21 protein-coding genes and 1 pseudogene are annotated in these 17769 nt (G+C 66.0%); 9 read left to right on the forward strand and 13 right to left on the reverse strand.

Features of this window, described 5'->3' with window-relative positions; genetic code table 11:
* Positions 1–6 precede the first annotated feature (6 nt).
* From ACQY4K_RS02630 to wrbA, 5 genes are all read right to left on the reverse strand, one after another.
* Positions 7–198: a hypothetical protein gene (locus ACQY4K_RS02630; protein ID WP_428393182.1), complete on the reverse strand. Its 192-nt coding sequence runs from the start codon at positions 196–198 to the stop codon at positions 7–9.
* A 23-nt stretch (positions 199–221) separates the two neighbouring features.
* Positions 222–419, reverse strand: coding sequence for a hypothetical protein (locus ACQY4K_RS02635; RefSeq protein ID WP_428393183.1), 198 nt, complete (start codon positions 417–419; stop codon positions 222–224).
* Between the two features lie 340 nt (positions 420–759).
* The gene (locus tag ACQY4K_RS02640) at positions 760–2010 is read right to left on the reverse strand and encodes a CynX/NimT family MFS transporter (protein ID WP_428393185.1); all 1251 of its coding nucleotides are present in this window, start codon (positions 2008–2010) and stop codon (positions 760–762) included.
* Positions 2011–2022: 12 nt separating this feature from the next.
* On the reverse strand, positions 2023–2187 hold the full coding sequence (locus ACQY4K_RS02645; protein WP_428393187.1) for a DUF1427 family protein: 165 nt from the start codon (positions 2185–2187) through the stop codon (positions 2023–2025).
* 133 nt (positions 2188–2320) lie between these two features.
* Positions 2321–2920, reverse strand: coding sequence for an NAD(P)H:quinone oxidoreductase (gene wrbA / locus ACQY4K_RS02650; protein WP_428393189.1), 600 nt, complete (start codon positions 2918–2920; stop codon positions 2321–2323).
* Between the two features lie 100 nt (positions 2921–3020).
* Between wrbA and ACQY4K_RS02655 the strand changes: the two genes are divergently transcribed.
* From ACQY4K_RS02655 to ACQY4K_RS02665, 3 genes are all read left to right on the forward strand, one after another.
* A complete protein-coding gene (locus ACQY4K_RS02655) occupies positions 3021–3962 on the forward strand; it encodes a LysR family transcriptional regulator (RefSeq protein WP_428393190.1) in 942 nt (313 codons plus the stop codon).
* A gap of 183 nt (positions 3963–4145) precedes the next feature.
* Positions 4146–4622, forward strand: coding sequence for a FitA-like ribbon-helix-helix domain-containing protein (locus ACQY4K_RS02660; protein ID WP_428393192.1), 477 nt, complete (start codon positions 4146–4148; stop codon positions 4620–4622).
* Positions 4619–5044, forward strand: coding sequence for a type II toxin-antitoxin system VapC family toxin (locus ACQY4K_RS02665; protein WP_428393194.1), 426 nt, complete (start codon positions 4619–4621; stop codon positions 5042–5044). The genes ACQY4K_RS02660 and ACQY4K_RS02665 overlap by 4 nt, the downstream gene beginning before the upstream one ends.
* 558 nt (positions 5045–5602) lie before the next feature.
* On the opposite strand, the gene ACQY4K_RS02670 is transcribed toward ACQY4K_RS02665, so the two are convergent.
* Together ACQY4K_RS02670 and ACQY4K_RS02675 are read right to left on the reverse strand one after the other, a co-directional pair.
* Positions 5603–7195 carry a gamma-glutamyltransferase family protein gene (locus ACQY4K_RS02670; RefSeq protein WP_428393196.1) on the reverse strand — a complete coding sequence of 531 codons (1593 nt, stop codon included), beginning with the start codon at positions 7193–7195 and terminating at the stop codon, positions 5603–5605.
* A gap of 19 nt (positions 7196–7214) precedes the next feature.
* On the reverse strand, positions 7215–8465 hold the full coding sequence (locus tag ACQY4K_RS02675; protein WP_428393198.1) for a class I SAM-dependent methyltransferase: 1251 nt from the start codon (positions 8463–8465) through the stop codon (positions 7215–7217).
* Between the two features lie 156 nt (positions 8466–8621).
* Here ACQY4K_RS02675 and ACQY4K_RS02680 point away from each other — a divergent pair, with 156 nt between their 5' ends.
* On the forward strand, positions 8622–10250 hold the full coding sequence (locus ACQY4K_RS02680) for a glycosyltransferase family 39 protein (RefSeq protein WP_428393200.1): 1629 nt from the start codon (positions 8622–8624) through the stop codon (positions 10248–10250).
* Here the strand turns inward: ACQY4K_RS02680 and ACQY4K_RS02685 are convergent.
* On the reverse strand, positions 10188–11198 hold the full coding sequence (locus ACQY4K_RS02685; protein WP_428393202.1) for a YeiH family protein: 1011 nt from the start codon (positions 11196–11198) through the stop codon (positions 10188–10190). The two genes, ACQY4K_RS02680 and ACQY4K_RS02685, sit on opposite strands and share 63 nt — an antisense overlap.
* Positions 11199–11318: 120 nt before the next feature.
* Here ACQY4K_RS02685 and ACQY4K_RS02690 point away from each other — a divergent pair, with 120 nt between their 5' ends.
* Positions 11319–12215 (forward strand): LysR substrate-binding domain-containing protein, encoded by an 897-nt coding sequence (locus tag ACQY4K_RS02690; RefSeq protein ID WP_428393204.1) that lies wholly within the window; start codon positions 11319–11321, stop codon positions 12213–12215.
* A gap of 4 nt (positions 12216–12219) precedes the next feature.
* Here the strand turns inward: ACQY4K_RS02690 and rplI are convergent, their stop codons facing one another.
* From rplI to ACQY4K_RS02710, 4 genes are all read right to left on the reverse strand, one after another.
* The gene (gene rplI / locus ACQY4K_RS02695) at positions 12220–12789 is read right to left on the reverse strand and encodes a 50S ribosomal protein L9 (RefSeq protein WP_428393206.1); all 570 of its coding nucleotides are present in this window, start codon (positions 12787–12789) and stop codon (positions 12220–12222) included.
* 12 nt (positions 12790–12801) lie between these two features.
* Complete coding sequence (rpsR, locus tag ACQY4K_RS02700; protein WP_428393208.1) at positions 12802–13077, reverse strand: 30S ribosomal protein S18; 276 nt, start codon at positions 13075–13077, stop codon at positions 12802–12804.
* Positions 13078–13082: 5 nt separating this feature from the next.
* Positions 13083–13556, reverse strand: a complete 474-nt coding sequence (gene rpsF / locus ACQY4K_RS02705) for a 30S ribosomal protein S6 (RefSeq protein ID WP_428393210.1) — start codon at positions 13554–13556, stop codon at positions 13083–13085.
* 201 nt (positions 13557–13757) lie between these two features.
* Positions 13758–14198, reverse strand: coding sequence for a DMT family transporter (locus tag ACQY4K_RS02710; RefSeq protein WP_428393211.1), 441 nt, complete (start codon positions 14196–14198; stop codon positions 13758–13760).
* On the opposite strand from ACQY4K_RS02710, the gene ACQY4K_RS02715 reads away from it, so the two are divergent.
* Complete coding sequence (locus ACQY4K_RS02715) at positions 14197–14691, forward strand: host attachment protein (protein WP_428393213.1); 495 nt, start codon at positions 14197–14199, stop codon at positions 14689–14691. The two genes, ACQY4K_RS02710 and ACQY4K_RS02715, sit on opposite strands and share 2 nt — an antisense overlap.
* 139 nt (positions 14692–14830) lie before the next feature.
* On the opposite strand, the gene ACQY4K_RS02720 is transcribed toward ACQY4K_RS02715, so the two are convergent.
* Positions 14831–15415, reverse strand: a complete 585-nt coding sequence (locus ACQY4K_RS02720) for a glutathione binding-like protein (protein WP_428393215.1) — start codon at positions 15413–15415, stop codon at positions 14831–14833.
* 433 nt (positions 15416–15848) lie between these two features.
* Between ACQY4K_RS02720 and ACQY4K_RS02725 the strand changes: the two genes are divergently transcribed.
* The 3 genes and pseudogenes from ACQY4K_RS02725 (at position 15849) to ACQY4K_RS02735 (ending at position 17608) form a co-directional block, all read left to right on the forward strand.
* The gene (locus ACQY4K_RS02725; protein WP_428395924.1) at positions 15849–16088 is read left to right on the forward strand and encodes a helix-turn-helix domain-containing protein; all 240 of its coding nucleotides are present in this window, start codon (positions 15849–15851) and stop codon (positions 16086–16088) included.
* On the forward strand, positions 16078–16647 hold the full coding sequence (locus ACQY4K_RS02730) for a PIN domain-containing protein (protein WP_428393217.1): 570 nt from the start codon (positions 16078–16080) through the stop codon (positions 16645–16647). Before ACQY4K_RS02725 ends, ACQY4K_RS02730 begins: the two co-directional genes overlap by 11 nt.
* Before the next feature lie 258 nt (positions 16648–16905).
* Positions 16906–17608: pseudogene (locus ACQY4K_RS02735) on the forward strand (SDR family oxidoreductase).
* The last annotated feature ends 161 nt before the right edge of the window (positions 17609–17769 follow it).

Raw genomic sequence — 17769 nt, forward strand, 5'->3', positions numbered from 1 at the left:
ATGCCGTCAGCTCTTGATGGTAGAAGCGCGGTAGATTTCGTCAACGGCCGTCGCGAGGGTCTCGTCGAAGGTGGTGTCGTCCATCGACGATCTGAGATCGCCGATCAGGGCGCGCGAGAAGCTCGCAAATATGTCTTGGTTGGCAGCAAGATGTCGGCACGCGTCGGCGCGCGTGTAGCCACCCGAAAGCGCCACCATACGATGCACCCGCGGATGCTGTATCAAGTCGGCATAAAAATCCGGAGGATCGCTTCGGCTGCCGTTTTACCAGGCGTGTCGATCAGAACTTCCGGTTCGATGATCGGCAACAGCGCGTGTCGGACGATGTGTTCGGCCAGTTCGAATTGCTGTCCGACCAAGGCGGCGATGCCATTCTGGGACGGCAGATTGATAGCCGACCGCATTTTGGTCCCGAACACGCCTCATTTCACCGCGCGCTTCAGCAGCGCATCAAGTGCCGGGATCGGCGTCATCAGGCGGGTGCCGTCGCGTGCAGTCTCGAGCCCTTTATCGACCTTGAGGAAGGGCACGATGCCCCGTTGTTCCCAGAGGAACGCGGGAACAGGATCTCGAAGGCGGGAGACGTCATGATCCGCACGCGCATGTCATGCATCAGCTTGAACATGTCAGTACTATTGCCGTAGGCCCTGCCAGGGATGCCGTAGATGCGCAGCGTGTCAGGGGTCGATCCACCACTCTGATCCAGCGCCGCTATGAAGCAGGCTTGGCTCACCACCTGCTCCATCATCTTGCCATTTGTCATGGCCGCGTCCCCGGTCGGTCATCCGCCGTCGGAACTCTGGCAGGTAAGCCATTGGGCTCTTGTGCATCCTTCAGCCGCAGCGTGGCCCCCAGGAGCATTACCGCCAGCGCGGCAAGCGCAAACGGCGAGAAAGCCATCGCCGCCACGCCGCTCAGGTCCGAGAGCCAGCCCGCCAGCAGCGCCGCCCCCATCGCCGCTCCGTAACTGACGGTAAACATCGCCGCGGCAAGGCGTGATACATCCGCCGCCTCGCCCAAGAGCGAGGGGAGAGCCGGGCCCAGGGTCAGTAATATCGCTCCGGCGAACCCTGCCAGCGCGGCCCATGCCACCGCGGCGGGACCGGGCATTGCCACGCACCCCAACACGCCGGCGAGCAGCAGCGCGCCCGCGCCCGCATACGCCGCCGGCCGTCGTGTAAGCCGACTGGCCAGGGCCAGCATCAACAGCGAAGCCGGGATCTGCGCCAGGTTCAAGGCGGTCAGCGCCGGGCGCGCCAGTTCCGGTGCTCCGGTCGTTGTCAGCCAGCCCGGCAGGAAGCCGTTCAGCCCGAAATAGGTGGCGTTCACGCCTCCCAGCAGCAGACCCATCCGCCAAATCCGCCCATCCCGCCAGTCCGGCTGCCAGCGCGCCAAGCCGGCCGCGGCCTGTGGCCGGCGGCCGCGAAAGCCCACCAGCAGTACCGCCGTCAACACCGGCAACGCCCAGAACACGAGGGAGGCGCGCCAGCCGCCGCCAACCAGGGGCAATATTGGTTGCGGCACCCAGACGACGGGGGCCAGTTCCCCTACCAGCAGGCCGTTGGTGTAGATGGCTGTGGCAAAGCCGATATGCGCAGGCGCCCACGCCCGCACCAGGAGGGGCATCACCGGCTGCATGACCGCGACGCCCAGGCACATCAACGCGGTCGCGGCATTCAGCCCCACAACGCTGCCGACCAAGCCGCGCGCCGCGGCACCGGTCGCGTTCAGCAGCAGGCCCGCAATCAGTGTCGGCACCGCGCCGAACCGGGCGATCAGGGCGGCGCTGGGCACGGCGGTTACGGCGAACAGGAGCGGTGGCAAGCCGGTCAGCAGACCGACACCCGTCGCACTCAGGCGGAAGTCGGCGGTGACGCGCGGCAGCACCGGGGCCATCGCCAGGATGGTTTCCCGCAATGCAGCACCCGACAGCCAGAGCAGCAGCAGCGCCAGAGCGAAGTCGCGCCGTGCGGCCGGCGCTTTGCAGGTGTCTGTCACTTTGGCGGCCACGGCGCACCTTCTTCAGCGTGGACGGTGCCGCAGAAGGAACGTGACGCCCTGTTCGGCGATCACGATGCCAAGCAGTCCTGCCAGGGCGACAAGTGGCGGCGCTGGCGAGTGGACACGCAGCACAGCGTAGAAAGCCCCGACCAGGAGGCCGACCGCCAACGAGATCAGGAAGTTCAAGCCGCTGCTCCCGAGCTTGGGTTTGTGGACGTTCCGGCTGATGTCGATCGGATGCCCCTCTCAGGTCTCTTCAATCGCCTCGTTCTGGGATGGGGCTCAGCGCTCGGTCGGTTGATCTTCACCGGCTTGCCGTTCAGCCGAAGAGTTTGGCCGCCGTGCGCGCGACAAGCTCTCCCTGGTGGCGTGCGCCGGCGAGTTCGATGGCGCTTGGCTGACGCGACCCGTCGCCGCCGGCGATGGTCGTCGCACCGTAAGGCGAGCCGCCCACGACCTCATCAAGCGTCATCATCGCCTGGTGGCTATACGGAAGCCCGACGATCACCAGCCCGAGATGCATCAGGTTGGTGATAATGGAAAACAGCGTCGTCTCCTGCCCGCCATGCTGGGTTGCGGTCGACGTGAAGGCAGCACCCACCTTGCCGTTCAGCGCACCACGCGCCCAAAGGCCGCCGGTCTGGTCGAGGAACGCCGCCATTTGCGAGGAGACGCGGCCATAGCGGGTGCCCGTGCCCACAATGATGGCGTCATAGCTCTCCAGTTCGGCCACCGTCGCAATCGGGGCCGCCAAGTCCCGCTTGAAATGCCCATCACGCGCGACCTCCTCGGGCACCGTCTCGGGCACGCGTTTGACGTCGACCTGCGCACCTCCGGCCCGCGCGCCCTCCGCCATCGCATGCGCCATGGTCTCGATGTGACCGTAGGTCGAGTAGTAGAGGACCAGAACTTTCGCCATATCGTTCCTGCTCCTGGCCAGACTCGTTGCCGGAGGCTATGAGACTTGGCGGTTCTGGAAAACCGGCAAACCATCGGCAGTTAGGTTCGAGTAACTCGACATGACAGCTGACCCCGGCAACCCCACTTTGGACCAGCTGCGCGTGCTGATCGCCGTGGTCGAGGCCGGTAGTTTCGTCGCGGCGGCACGCAAGCTGAACCGCGCGACCTCGGTCGTCAGCTACACCATCGCCAACCTGGAGGCGCAGCTCGGCCTGACCCTGTTCGATCGCGAGACGACACGCAAACCGCAGCTGACCCTGGCGGGGCGCATCGTGCTGGACGAAGCGCGTATCCTCACCCGAGGGGTCGGCAGCCTTCGCGCCAAGGTAAAGGGGTTGCTGGAGGGCCTTGAGGGCGAACTCCACGTCGTGCTGGATTCGCTGCTGCCCGGCGAGCGCGTGGTCGACGCTCTGGCCGCCTTTGTCGCGGAGTTCCCGACCGTCAAGCTGCATCTGCACGTCGAGACGTTGGGCGCGGTGGCCAGCCTGGTACTCGGCAAGGCCGCCTCGATCGGCGTCAGCGGACCGTTCGCGACCGACGCCGACACGCTGGAACGCGTCAGTGTCGGCAGCCTGCGGATGGTACCGGTCGCGGCTCCCGGTCACGCGCTCGCCTCAGCCCCGCCGGGCGGCCATTCGCCCGGTGCCGCCCGCCAGCACATCCAGCTCGTGGTCTATGATCGATCTAAGCTGACCGCCGGGCGCGATTTCAACGTCACCAGCAATCGCACATGGCGAATGGGTGACCTCGCCTCCAAGCACATGCTTCTGAAGGCCGGGCTCGGCTGGGGCATGATGCCTCTGTGGATGGTCACCCGCGACATCCAGACAGGTCGCCTTGTGACTCTCGACGTGCCCGACCTGGTCGCCTTCGACTATCTGCTGGACGTGATCTATCGCACCGACACGCCTCCTGGGCCGGCGGCAGCGTGGCTGATGCGGCGCTTCGCTGAACAGCGCGCCGGAGGCGCTCAAACCGAGACCCCGGTAGGCCAAGCGTAGGTGCTGACCATGTGCCTACTCGGCCGCGTCTGCCAGCCGAGCGCCTGGAGCGAGCTTGCAGGCGCGCAAGTCGCTGGGGCTGCAGGTTCTGCTCGACTTGACGCTGACCCCAGGGTTGCTTTCCTCACCGGCGACTTCGCGGGCCGCCCCGCTGCCGGCCCGGGCCCAGTCCTGCTGACCCGAATGCCCTACAACGTCGCCGCCCCCTTGCTCGGTGGAGCGCCTGACAGCCGGCGGCGCAAAGTGCTGCGCGGCTCCCTTCAGCCGGTCGGCGACGAGGCGCTAAGCTTCGCCGAGTTCAACCGGCTCGCGCGCCTTCGGCGGAGCTGGAGGGGCATGAAAGCGTGCTCGACTTTGCTGAATATGCGTGCTATCGTGATATCACTCAACGTGGTGGAGGCGACGCTGGCCCAGATCATCGTTCGGAAGCTTGAAGAGAGCGTGCGCGATCAGTTGCGCAAACGCGCCAAGCGTCTTGGAAGAAGTGTCGAGGAAGAGGTACGCGACATTCTTCGTATGGCTGCGGCCCAGGAAGACGATGCTGCCATGCAGCCATTGGGCTCACGGATCAGCGCGCGCTTCGGTGCTTGCGGATTGGCACCCGATGAGAGGCTGGCGGAGCCGCCAAGCCAGAACGCGCGTCCCGCGATTTTTGAGTGATCCTGCTCGACACCAATGTGCTTTCCGCGCTGATGCATGAGAGGCCCGACCCACGAGTCGTTCAATGGCTGAACGACCAACCGCCAGACTCTGTCTGGACCACAAGCATCACTGTTTTCGAGGTCGCATTCGGACTGGCCACGATGGCGGACGGACGGCGCAAGGCCGCAATCGAGGATGCCTTCCAGAGCGTTCTCCGCGACGACCTGCAGAACAGGATCGCGGCCTTCGACAGCCCAGCCGCTCGTGAAGCAGCCAGGCTGGCCGCGGAGCGCCAGCGAGCCGGACGACCGGTCGATTTTCGCGACATGGAAATCGCGGGCATCGCGATCTCTCGCCGTGCCACTCTCGCAACCCGAAATCTCAAGCACTTTCGTGGTCTTTCCATTCCAGTCCTCGACCCTTGGAGCGGTCTTGCCTGACGTCAGAGGAACCGATGGCGCCGTCCCTGCAAGACGCTCAACATGGCGGCTCAGGAGGAAGTCGCTGCAACGTTCGCCATTCAACGTCCCCGACGAAGCGTGACTGTCTCGTCCTTGATGCGGCCAAGCTCAACGGAGATTTGCGCCCTCGCGAAGTCTTCCTTAATGGCCTCGCGAGTCTGCGTTTCAACTACTTCCCGCGCCGAATCGATGTTGACCTCTCAATATTTCAAGGCATCCCCCGGTGTTCTCGGTCACCTTCCTTTGAGTCGACCATGTAGTGCGTGGTTCCTCGATGTTCACATCGGCGACACCATACGGAAACGCCATCTTCGGTTCTGATTCGTAACTAGAGGCTGCAGTAGAACAGCAGAGTGCTCGTTGTTGGGACGCGCCAACGTAGACATCCTTTCGAGTCCGAAGGACATTTCTTGCGATTTCAGAAAGATTTGTCGCGCGTCGTTGATCCCGACGCATCGAGAGAGACCGCACATCAATACCACCATCTACCTTACGAAACGTAAGAAACGGTGTGAGGTAGCTACAATCAAGGAACCCCTACCAGCCGAGTGCCTGGCCGTCCTTGCGTGGGTCGGAGCCGGCGACGGCGTGGTTGCCCTGGCGCAGCACGATCTGGGCGCCGCCGAAGCCGAAGACATTGTCCGGGGCTTCGATGACGATGTCATGGCCGCGGGCGCGCAGCGCCTCGATGGTGGGAGCGCTGATCGTCGGTTCGACGGCGACGGTGCGGCCCTCGACCACCCGCCAGCGCGGGGCGTCGGCGGCGGTCTGCGGGTTCTGGCCGTGGCGCAGGATGCGGTTGGCCATCTGCAGGTGGCCCTGAGCCTGCATGAAGCCACCCATCAGGCCGAATGCCAGCAGCGGCGCACCGCCGGCAGTGGTGGCGAATCCCGGAATGATGGTGTGGAACGGCCGCTTGCCTGGGCCGACTTGATTGGGATGGCCCTGGTCGAGGACGAAGCCGGCGCCGCGGTTCTGCAGACTGATGCCGGTGCCGGGCACCACCAGGCCGGAGCCGAAGCCCATGTAGTTGGACTGGATGAACGAGACCATCATGCCGTCGGCATCCGCCGCCGACAGGCAGACGGTGCCGCCGCGGCTGGGCGCGCCATGGCCGGGGTCGGAGGCCCGGTCGGGATCGATCAGCCTGGCGCGCTCGGTGAGGTAGCCGGGGTCGAGCAGGGCCGAGGGCGGTACTGCCATCGATCCCAGGTCACCGACGAAGGCGGCGCTGTCGACTATGGCGAGTTTGCAGGCCTCGATGCCGAGATGGATGGTTTGCGGGTCGTCTACCCCTGCGCCGCCGCCGGCGGCCTCGAACAGGCGTGCGGCCATCAGCGCGGTGATGCCCTGGCCGTTCGGCGGCAATTCGTGCAAGACGGCGCCGGCGAAGTCGCAGGCGAGCGGCGCCACCCAATCGGCGCGGTGCGCGTCGAGGTCGGCCTCGGTCAGAGCACCCCCGGCCCGTGCGCTGTCGGCCGCCATCGCGCGCGCGAGCGGGCCGCGATAGAACGCCTCGCCCTTGCTGGCCGCGATCGCCTCCAGGGTGCGCGCCTGCGCCTCGCTGCGGAACAGTTCGCCCGGGCGGGGGGCGCGGCCGTTGGGCAGGAAGCACTCCGCGAAGCCTGGCTCGTTGCGCAGGCTGACCCCGGCGCGTGCCCACAGCCTGGCCGTGATCGGGGTGACCGCGAAGCCCTCGCGGGCAAAGCGGATCGCGGGGGCTGCCACCTGTTCGAGCGGCAGCCGGCCGAAGCGGGCACTCAGCGCCACCCAACCGGAGACCGCGCCTGGCACGGTGACGCTGTCCCAGCCGCGATGCGGCATCACGTCGCGGCCGGCGAAGCGCTCTGGCGTCCAGCCGGCGGGCGCCCGGCCGGAGGCGTTCAGGCCGTGCAGCGCGTCGCCGTCCCAGAGGATCGCGAACGCATCACTGCCCAGGCCATTGCCGGTCGGCTCGACGACGGTCAGCGCCATCGCAGCAGAGAGGATCGCGTCAACCGCATTGCCGCCGGCGAGCAGCATCGCCATGCCGGCCTGCGAGGCGAGCGCGTGCGAGGTCGCAATCGCAGCCGCCCCGAACACCGGCGCGCGGGCTGAGGGGTAGAGCGTGGCGTAGTCGAGATCAGGCAATGGACTGGCTCCCGCGAGGTCAAATGCTGCGTGCGCTGTCGGCCACGGCGGCTTCGCGCGCGGCCGCTGGTGTCGCGCCCAGCATGTAATCGCGCGTCAGCGGCAGGGTCTGCTGTTCGCGGGCCAGCTGTATCTGGAAGTTCATCTGACCCTGCCGGCGGAACGAGAGCTCTGCCGCGACCAGATAGAGCTCGAACATCCGGCAAAAGCGTTCGTCGTAGAGCGAGGCGATCAGGTCGCGGTTGGCGGCGAAGCGTCGGCGCCACAGCGCGATGGTCTTGGCATAGTGCAGACGCAGGATTTCGATGTCGGTGACCCACAGGCCGGCACGCTCGATCGATACCAGGGTCTCGCTCAGCGCCGGGGCGTAGCCGCCGGGGAAGATGTATTTCTCGACCCAGGCGTTGGTGGCGCCGGGACCGTCGCTGCGGCCGATCGAATGCAGCAAGGCGACGCCGTCCGGCTCCAGGCAGTCGCGGATCTGGGCAAAGAAGCGGTCGAACTGCACGATGCCGACATGCTCGAACATGCCGACCGAGACGATCCGGTCGAAGCGGCGGCTGACGCGCCGATAATCCAGCAGCTCGAAGCTGACGCGGTCGGCGAGACCCTCCTGGGCGGCCCTGGCGCGGGCCTCTGCGAGCTGTTCGGTGGAGAGCGTAATGCCGGTGACGATGGCGCCGTAGTCGCGCGCCAGGGTCAGCGCCATGCCGCCCCAGCCGCAGCCGATATCGAGGACGCGCAAGCCCGGCCTGTCGAGCTTCAGCTTGGCCGCGATATGATGCTTCTTCGCCTCCTGCGCCTCCTCCAGCGTCTCGTCGCCGCGGGCGAAATAGGCGCAGGAATATTGCCGGTCGCGGTCGAGGAACAGCGAATAGAGCCGGCCATTGAAGTCGTAATGGTGCGCCACGTTGCGCCGGGCGCGCGGTGCCGGGTTCATTTGCGACCAGGAGCGCTTGAGGGTGCGCACGCCGCCCACCAGCCGCAGTGCTGGATGACGCGCGCTCTCGGCGTTTAGCATCAGCACGTCCATCAGCTCGAACAGCGTGCACGCCATCGGGGTCATGCTGGCGTCCATGTAGCTCTCCGGCAGCAGCAGTGCCGGATTGGTGATGGCACCGCGCACCGCGGCCGGCGTATGCAGCCACATTCCGGCGCGCGGCTCGGAGCCTCGCGTTCCATAGGTGCGCGTCCTGCCGTCCGGGGTGCGTATGGCGAGGCAGCCATGCCGGACAAAGCGCCTCATGATCGCATCGAGAACCATTGACATCCCCGCGACCTCTCGCCTGCAAACGACAATGGGATAGAACGAAGCATCAGGCGGTGGCGTTGCGCGGGCAGGCAGATGCCGGCCATGAATTCGCACCCTGTTGCATTGACGCAGCACTCGTGGCGTCGAGACTGAAATGATCAGGAAGGAACCCCGATGGCGTCCCTCGCAGCCGCGTCGCCGATCCGGCGAGAGGCGTCGTTCGGCAGGCTTGCGGAGTGGCTGCGCACACCCGCGGGCGCGCTCGCCGGCCTGATCGCGGCCACTCTGCTGGCACGGCTGGGGTTCGCCTGGCTGCTCGGGCTCGGCATCGACGAGAGCTACATGGTCGCCGCCGGCCGGCACCTGCAGCTCAGTTATTTCGACCATCCGCCGGCCGCCTGGTGGATGGCCTGGACGGCAGCACACCTGGCCGGCAATGACAGCCCCTTCGTAGTGCGGCTGCCATTCGTGCTGCTGTTCTGCGGCACGACCTGGTTGATGTTCGCGCTCACGCGCCGATTGTTTGATGCCCGCGCGGGGTTTTGGGCGGCGGTCCTGCTCAACCTCGCACCCGTGTTCGGCATCACCACGGCGAGCTGGGTGCTTCCCGATGGGCCGATGCTGGCCGCCCTGCTCGCGGCAGCACTCTGCCTCGCCGCGGCACTCGAGCCGGCAAAGACGGCGCAATCGTGGCGCCGCTGGCTCGGCGTCGGGTTGTGCACCGGCCTCGCGCTCTTCTCGAAATACACCGCCGTGCTCGATGTGGGCGGCGCCGTGCTGTTCCTGCTGACCACACCGGGCGGCAGGCGCTGGCTGCGACGCCCGCACCCCTATGTCGCGGGTATGCTGGCGCTGCTGGTGTTCTCGCCGGTGCTGATCTGGAATGCGCGGCATGGCTGGATGTCGCTGCTGTTCCAGGGGGGACGGGCGGCCGGCGGCCGCTGGCACCCGTTCGGTCCGCTCACCACGCTCGCCGGGCAGTCGCTGTTCCTGCTGCCCTGGATCTGGGCGCCGATGATGCTCTGCCTGGGGCTGGCGGTGCGCGACCGGCTCTCCGCCGCCAGGCCCGCCGATCCGCGGCAATGGCTGCTGGCGTGCCTGGCGCTGCCCGCCATCGTCCTGTTCCTGCTGATCTCGCTGCGCACACGGGTGCTCTTCCACTGGGCGTCGCCCGGCTACGTGATGCTGCTGCCGCTGCTCGGCGCGCAGATCGCGGCCCGCATACGTGTCCATCCTGCCCTGCGCGCCGCCGTGGGTGCCACTGCCTGCCTCGCACTCGTCGGCGTCGTGGTGGCCGGGACCGAGGTCCGCTTCAACTGGCTGCCGGACGTCATCGAGGATTTCGGGCTGGGCCATGACCCAGACATGGGCGCCGTGGACTGGACCTCGCTGCGCCAAGCCCTGCTGCGTCGCGGCTGGCTTGCGCACCCTGGCCTGATCGTGGCCACCGTGCGCTGGCACGACGCCGGCAAGGTCGATTATGCGCTCGGTGGTGCCGCCAAGGTGGTGTGTCTCGGCCGCGATCCCCGCGAATACGGGGTGATCGCCCGGACCGGCGCCGATGCCGGCCAGGACATGCTGATCGTCGCACCACGCTACACCCTTCGCGGCATCCGGGCCCGGCTTGGCGGCAGCTTTCAGGCGATTGAGCCGCTGCCCGAGGTGATGCTGCTGCATGCCGGACGTCCGGCGATGATCCTGCCGCTGTATCTTGGCCGCGACTTCAGCAGCGGCGCGCCATTAGGGCACGTGCAGGGCCCAGATCAACGCGAGGCTCATGCCACAGAGCAGCAGAAGCGATAGGGTCACCGCGGTCGTCACCGCGGCTCCCGCGCGCGCCACCACCCGCACATCGACGCCAAGACCGAGGGCTGCCATCGAGATCGTGGTCAGTAGTGCCGCAACCGTCTTGAGCGGCGCAATCGCCATCGGCGGAATGAGTCCCACGGCACGCAGGCCCGCCACGGCCAGGAAGCCGAGGATGAACCAGGGCACCAGCTGGCCCAGTCTCAGGCCGCTGGTGCCGGCGTGCCTACGGCCGATCAGCAGCGAGACCGCCAGCACCACCGGACCGAGCATCAGCACCCGAACCAGCTTGACCACGGTGCCGACCTGATTGCTCAGGGCGCCGATCGGCAGGGTCGCGGCGAGCACCTGCGGCACCGCATAGACGCTCAGACCGGCCAGCACCCCATATTGCGACAGCGACATATGCAGCAATGGGACGAGCAGCGGCAGCAGCAGCACGACGATGACTCCGAGCACCGCGGTGAAGGCGATCGAGGAGGCGATATCGTCGGCATCTGCGCCGATGACCGGAGCCACCGCCGCAATAGCCGAGTTGCCGCAGATCGAATTGCCGCAGGCGATCAGCAGCGACATCCGCCACGGCAGGCGAAACAGGCGGCTGATGACGTAGCTGGCGCCGATCGCCACCGCGACCACCGCGACGATGCCGCCCAGCAGCGCCAGCCCGAGGGCCGCGACAGCGCCGACGCTGACCGAGGCGCCCAGTAGCATCACCGCGATCTCGAGCAGGATCTTGGCACTGAACCCAATGCCCGGCGACCAAAGCGGCCCTGGTGCCCAGACAATACGGATCGCCACCCCCAGCAGGATCGCCAGCACGAGCGCCTCGAGAAAAGGCTGCCCCACAAGGCGCACCTCGACAAACTGCAGCGCCATCGCCAGGAGTGTCACACCGATACACAACCCGACCCCAGGCGCGCATTTGGCTAAGAACCGCAGCATCAGGACAGGCCCTCTCGCCATGGCGTCATGGCCTGGTGACGGTGCCTGCGTAAGATGCATCGAACCAGCCCGGGTTTGGCATCGGTATGATCGATCGGATCGATCGTTTGTTCGGCGCGCATGACGCTCGAACAGTTGCGTATCTTCGTCGCGGTCGCCGAACGCCAACACGTCACACGCGCGGCCGAGGCGCTGCTTCTTACGCAGTCGGCGGTGAGCAGCGCCATCCACGCGCTGGAGCATGATTTCGCGGTCAAGCTGTTCAACCGGGTCGGACGCGGCATCGAACTCAGCGAGGCGGGCCGGCTGTTCCTCGACGAGGCGCGCGCCGTGCTGGCCCGCACCGACCTGGCCCGCCTGCGCATGGCCGAACTCGGCGGCCTGCGTCGCGGCACGCTGCGGCTGCACGCCAGCCAGACCATCGCCAGCTACTGGCTGCCGCGCCACCTGATGGCATTCCGCGGCACCCACCCGCGGGTCGAGTTGGAGTTGCGTGTCGGCAACACGACCGATGTCGTGCGCGCGGTGCGCGAAGGCACGGCGGAGATCGGTTTGATCGAGGGCACCATCGACCATCCGGGTCTTGTGGCGCGCGATGTGGCGCGCGACCAACTGATCGTCGTGGTCGCGCCCGGCCACCCCTGGGCCGAACGAAGCGGCGATCTGGCGGCCTCGGACCTGCCCGGGTCGGCGTGGGTCATGCGCGAGGCCGGGTCGGGCACGCGCTCGGAGTTCGAGACGGCGATCGCCGCGGCGGGCCTCGACCCGGCGGCGCTGACCATCACGCTCGAACTCCCCTCCAACGAAGCCGTGCGCGCCGCCGTCGAGGCAGGTGGTGCTGCGACGGCGATCTCGGCGTCCGTCGCTGCCCCCGCGATCGAGGCGGGCCTGCTGGTCGCAGTGCCGTTCAGCCTGCCGAGCCGCGCCTTTCGCTCGCTACTGCACGCCGAGCGGACGCCGAGCCGCAGCGCCGAGGCGTTCCTGGCTGCGATCGCGCCGCCCCGGCCCCACCAGTAGCTGGTCAGGACGTCGGGTTGAATTCCGAGGAGCCGATGTCAGCCTTCAGTTCGACCATATCGTCGTCATCTTCCTCAACGTCGCGGCTCGCCTCGCCGCGTGCCTGGCGCTCAGCGTCTTCTGGCGAGCGCGCGACGTTGACGGTCATGCGGATCACCACCTCGGGATGCAGTCCGACGCGCACCTCGGTCAGGCCGAGGCTCTTGATCGGGTGGTCGAGCTGGACCTGCTGGCGGCCGATGGCCAGTCCCGCGTCGGTGGCGGCGACGGCGATGTCGCGCGGCGTCACCGAGCCGTAGAGGCTACCGGAGTCGCCGGCCTGGCGGATGATCACCACCGTCATGCCGCTGACCCGCTCGGCCAGGCGCTCGGCCTCCTCGCGCCGCTTGAGGTTCTGCGCCTCGAGCTGGATGCGCTCGCGCTCGAAGCGGTCACGGTTATGCGCGTTGGCGCGGATCGCGCGGCCTTGCGGCAACAGGAAGTTGCGGGCGAAGCCGGGCTTCACCTTCACCACGTCGCCCATCTGTCCCAGCTTGTCGACGCGCTGGAGCAGGATCAGTTCGGTCACAGCCATGAGATGCTCCCCTCAGGTCAGGATGTAGGGCAGCAAGGCGAGGAAGCGGGCGCGTTTGATGGCTTGCGCCAGCTCGCGCTGCTTCTTTGCCGAGACGGCGGTGATCCGGCTTGGCACGATCTTGCCGCGCTCGGAGAGGAAGCGCGACAGCAGGCGCACGTCCTTGTAGTCGATCACCGGCGCGTTCGGGCCGGAGAACGGGCAGGACTTCCGCCGGCGGTAGAACGGCCGGCGGGCGCCGACGGCGGTGCGCCGCTGAGCGGGGCTTACGTCTGTGGTGTCCGACATCGTGGCTACTCCGTTTCCGCCAGCTCGCGTGGGAGACGCGGCGGGGCACCCTCGTCGCGAGCGCGGAACTCCTCGCGATCGTCGTAGCCGCGCTTGCGGCCGCTATCGAAGCGTCCGGCGGGCTTCGGCCCACGGAAGCCACGCTCGCGCTCGTCACCCTTGCGCGACAGGATCGCCGACGGGTTCTCGTCGATCGCCTCGATACGCAGGGTCAGGAAGCGCAGTACGTCCTCGTTCAGTCCAAGCTGGCGCTCCATCTCATTGAGCGAGGCGGGCTTGGCCTCAAGGCCGAGCAGCAAATAATGCGCCTTGCGGTTCTTCTTGATCCGGTAGGCAAGGGTGCGCAGGCCCCAATATTCGCGCTTATGGATCTGGCCGCCCTCACCTTCAAGCTGGATGGCGATGCCTTCGGCGATCGCTTCGACCTGCTGCTGCGTCGCATCGTTGCGCGCAATCAGCACGCACTCGTAAAATGGCATGTCTGCTCCCTTCGGATGGCTTCAACCCGAACCGCTGCGAACCATTCCACGCGGCCGCCCGCGAACGGGCATGGGTATAGCCGGAGCGGATGCCACCACCCCGGCAGGGAAGACGCGGCTTTAAGCATGGCCGGAGCGTCGCGGCAAGGTCTCACCCTCTCTCTACCGCTCCCACGCCCGCGCGACTGATCGAAGGCACACTCAGAACGCGGCGACGCAGGCCACGCCGGCTGCCATCAGCAGGCCGCCGATGATGCGCCCGACGCCGGCCTTGTGCACCTCGAATCCCATCAGCCCGAAATTATCCATCGCCAGGGACATGAAGGTGGACGACGTGACGATTGTCGCAACGAAAGGTCCCGCTCCGAGCTTAGGCGAGACGTAGACGGTCGCAAACAGGAAGAGCACCCCGAACAACCCGCCCAGCCACGCCCACCATGGCGCCTCTTCGAGTTTCCCGCTGGGAAGCGGGCCGCCGAACAGGGCCGCAAGGAGCAGGCCGACGACGACCGACACCACCGCAACCAATGCGACAGACCATAACAGCGAAGACAGCGTCTTCTGCAACATGGAATTGCTGCCGGACTCGAGTGCGCTCCCGACTCCCGCGGCAACGGTGATGAAGATGAGCAGGATTTTCATGCGACCTCTTCTGGTCTTGCGCCGGACGCCAACGGCGATACCGGTGAACAGTTGTCCTGAAGGCGCGTTCTTCGCTCAGGCAGAAGGAGAATTCGACATGAGCACGGGTAACACCTGGTATGTGGTAGCCGATGGCGGCAAGGCCCGCATCCTGACCGGCGACAGCAGCGATCTGCGCACTGTCCAGCAGTTCGACGCGAGTGGTCATGGGGATACCGATGACGACGCCAGCGCCGGCAGCAGCCAGTTGAAGGCGCCGAAATCCGATCCGCATGATCAGGCAAAAGCAACTTTCGCGAGACAGGTCGCGGCGCGACTGAACGAGGCCGTTCGCACCGGAAGGATCGATGAGATCATCCTCGCGGCCCCGGCGCATGTCCTGCACGACATCCGCGAAGCCCTCGACAAGGCAGCATCGGCCAAACTGGGAAAGTCCCTCAGCAAGGACCTGACCAACACGCCGGAACATGATCTGGCATCGCATTTCGCCTGACCAGGCAAGGAGGATGATGTATCAGGAACGTCATCCTCCGCCAGCTTCAGCCCCGGCTAGGGATATATTTGCTCGCTCATCAGTATCCTAGAGCACTACTCCCACGCCAGGTGGCGCGGGAAGTGCTTGTCTTATGACTCTAGACAAGCCCCTCGTGCTTCATCGCTTTCTCAACGAACGCAAGCGTCATCATGCGTTCGCGATATGCCACCAGCGGCGCCGGCGGCTCGACATGGAACTTCTGCGCCCAGAGCAGCATGGTGAACAGGTAGAAATCGGCCACGCTGACGGCGGAGCCGAACAGATAATCGCCCTTCATCGTATCGGCCAAATACCCCATGCGCTTGCCGATCAGCGCGCCCGCTTTTGCCTTGTCACTGTCGCCACCGCCGGCGAAGAAGGGTTTGAAGCTCTTGTGAATTTCGGTCGAGACAAAGGCGAGGGCTTGCAGCAGGTGCGTATGCCCCATCGGTCCCGACGGCGCGAGCTTGCTGTCTTGACGCGCGATCCAGTCCAGGATTGCGATGTTCTCGCTGAGCGTCTCGCCCGAATCAAGCGTCAGCGCCGGCACGTAGCCTTTGGCGTTGACCGTCGTAAAATCGACACCGCCTTCCGTCCGCTTGGTCTTGAGATCAACCTTCTCGTGATCAAACGACAGACCCGCCGCGTGCAGCGCGATATGGTCGGCGAGGCTGCAAGCGCCCGGTGAATAATAGAGCTTCATGGTCGTCTCCCGTGGTTGGTGCCGTCCCAACGCACTGCGTTCGGATCAGTCGCACAATCCTGCGGGCTACACGTGATCACGGAGGCTTGCGGACCGAAAACCCCTCGGCTTTTCCGACCCCTGCCAGACAGGACCAGAAGAGGCGCGCGGCCTCAAACAGCAGAACCGGCTCAGCCTCACGAAAGCTCTTCCAGATGTTCCAGATAACTGGTAGTGTCGAACCATGCCGATCCAGTCGCCACTCCGACACTCCCTGCCGCCTGCCGAGCGCCCTAGCGGCGCGCGTGGGGCCACGGCGCTCCGGGCGGCGGCGCAAGCCGATCTTCAACTCGTGCGCGACGATGGGACAAGGGAGACACTGACACTTCCTGCCTCCGCGCTGCCTGCCCTCGCCGATCTTCTCGACCGGCTATCCGAGAGCGATGGTGTCACTATGCTCGCCGATGATGCGGAGGTCACACCCGAGGACGCAGCCAGCATTCTAGGCATCTCCCGTCCCCTTATCCGCCGCCGAATGGACGTTGGCTTGTTGCCATTCCGGCGCGTTGGCTCGCACCGGCGTATTCGGCTGACGGAGGTGCTCGCCCTGCGTGCGCGGGAGGAACCTGTACGACAAGCGTTGAAGGCATTGGCCGCCGATACGGAGGATCTTGAGCAAACGCATGGCCTCTGAGAGGCCATGCCTGCCACCACGCGTCGTCATTGATGCCAACGTGCTTTACCCTTTCCACCTGCGGAACCTGCTGATCCAGTTCGGTGTGGATTCGATCATTACGCCACGATGGACGGCGCGCATCAATGCGGAATGGATCGGCAACCTTGCCGCAACCGGCAGAGTGTCAGAAGACCGCCTAGTTCATACGCTTGATCTGATGAACAGCGTTTTGCCTGAGGCCGAAGTGCAAGGCTGGGAAACCCGTATGGGAGATCTGACCCTCCCCGATCCTGACGACCGGCACGTCCTTGCAGCGGCGCTGACTTCCACCGCTGAGACGATTCTGACAAAGAACCTGCGAGATTTTCCGGCTTCGGCGCTGGCTCCGTTCGGCATCGTCGCGGTCCATCCGGACGCATTCATGTGCAAGCTGTTCGACGGTGACCCAGATCTGTTACGGGCAGCGGCGGGTGCAGCGCACGCAAACCTCAGCAGAAGCGCACCATCGTTTGAAGCCTACCTTGATGTCCTGGCGAACCAGGGATTGCCGCAGTTTGCGGAGCGGCTGCGTGGCTGACCTTTACGTCCTCTACCTGCGCCAGCTGACCGCTTGCTCCTGACAGAGTTTGGCGGAGAACTCCTGATAAGCACCTTCATGGGTGAAACGTTTGCTATGGTCGCGCGTCCCTGCCCCATGACCCAGGATCCCAGAACCAGCGAACCGACCAGCTTCTCGAACGAGCCGCAGCAACCGTCGCCTGGCCTGGAAGCAGACATGCACGCCAAGCCGGACCACGGCGAGGAAAGTTATGTCGGCAAAGGCCTGTTGACCGGGATGGCGACGCTCATCACCGGCGGCGACAGCGGGATCGGCCGCGCCGTCGCCATTGCTTATGCGCGTGAAGGTGCGGACGTGGCCATCTCCTATCTGCCGGATGAGCAAAGCGATGCCGAGGAGACGCGGCGCTGGGTGGAGAAAGCGGGACGGCGCTGGCTGCTGTTGCCGGGCGATATCGGTGATGCGGCCCGATGCCAGGCACTCGTTGAAAAGACGGTCGGGGCCTTTGGCCGCATCGACGTCCTGGTCAACGATGCCGCGCCTCAAACCATCAACGAGAATCTCGCCGATATCCCCGGCACCGATGTCGAGGGCGCCTTCCGAGCCAACGTCTTCGCTCATGCGGCCCCACGCCTCCATCATCAACACGACAAGCGTGCGGGCGAAGGTCGCAAGCAAAGGCATGATCGTCTACTCGGCCACCAAGGGCGCCATCGCGAGCTTGACAATCGGGCTCTCGAACCTGTTGGCGCCAGCCGGGATCCGGGCGAACTGCGTCGCCCCGGGGCCGATCTGGACACCGATCCAGCCCATCGCAAAATCGCCCGAGGCGATGCAGACGCTCGGACGAAAGACGCCGCTCGGCCGTGCCGGCCAGCCGGCCGAACTGGCGGGCGCCTACGTCCTCCTCGCAGCACGGGAAGGAAGCGACATGTCGGGCGCACTCATCCCAGTGACTGGCGGCATGCCGATGCTGTGATCGGCCCACGTAATTGATTTCCTATTTGCCGTGGCCTCGTCGACCCGGCGGGCAACCATGCCAGGTTCCAGGGTCGCACGTGCTGGGTATCACTGGTAGAAGCCAGTCGGCTCATATGAAGCCGTCCTTGGCTGATTAATCGATTGCGGGCGCCCTGCGAT

The organism is Lichenicoccus sp. (assembly GCF_965276875.1).
In the GTDB taxonomy this organism is placed as follows: domain Bacteria; phylum Pseudomonadota; class Alphaproteobacteria; order Acetobacterales; family Acetobacteraceae; genus Lichenicoccus.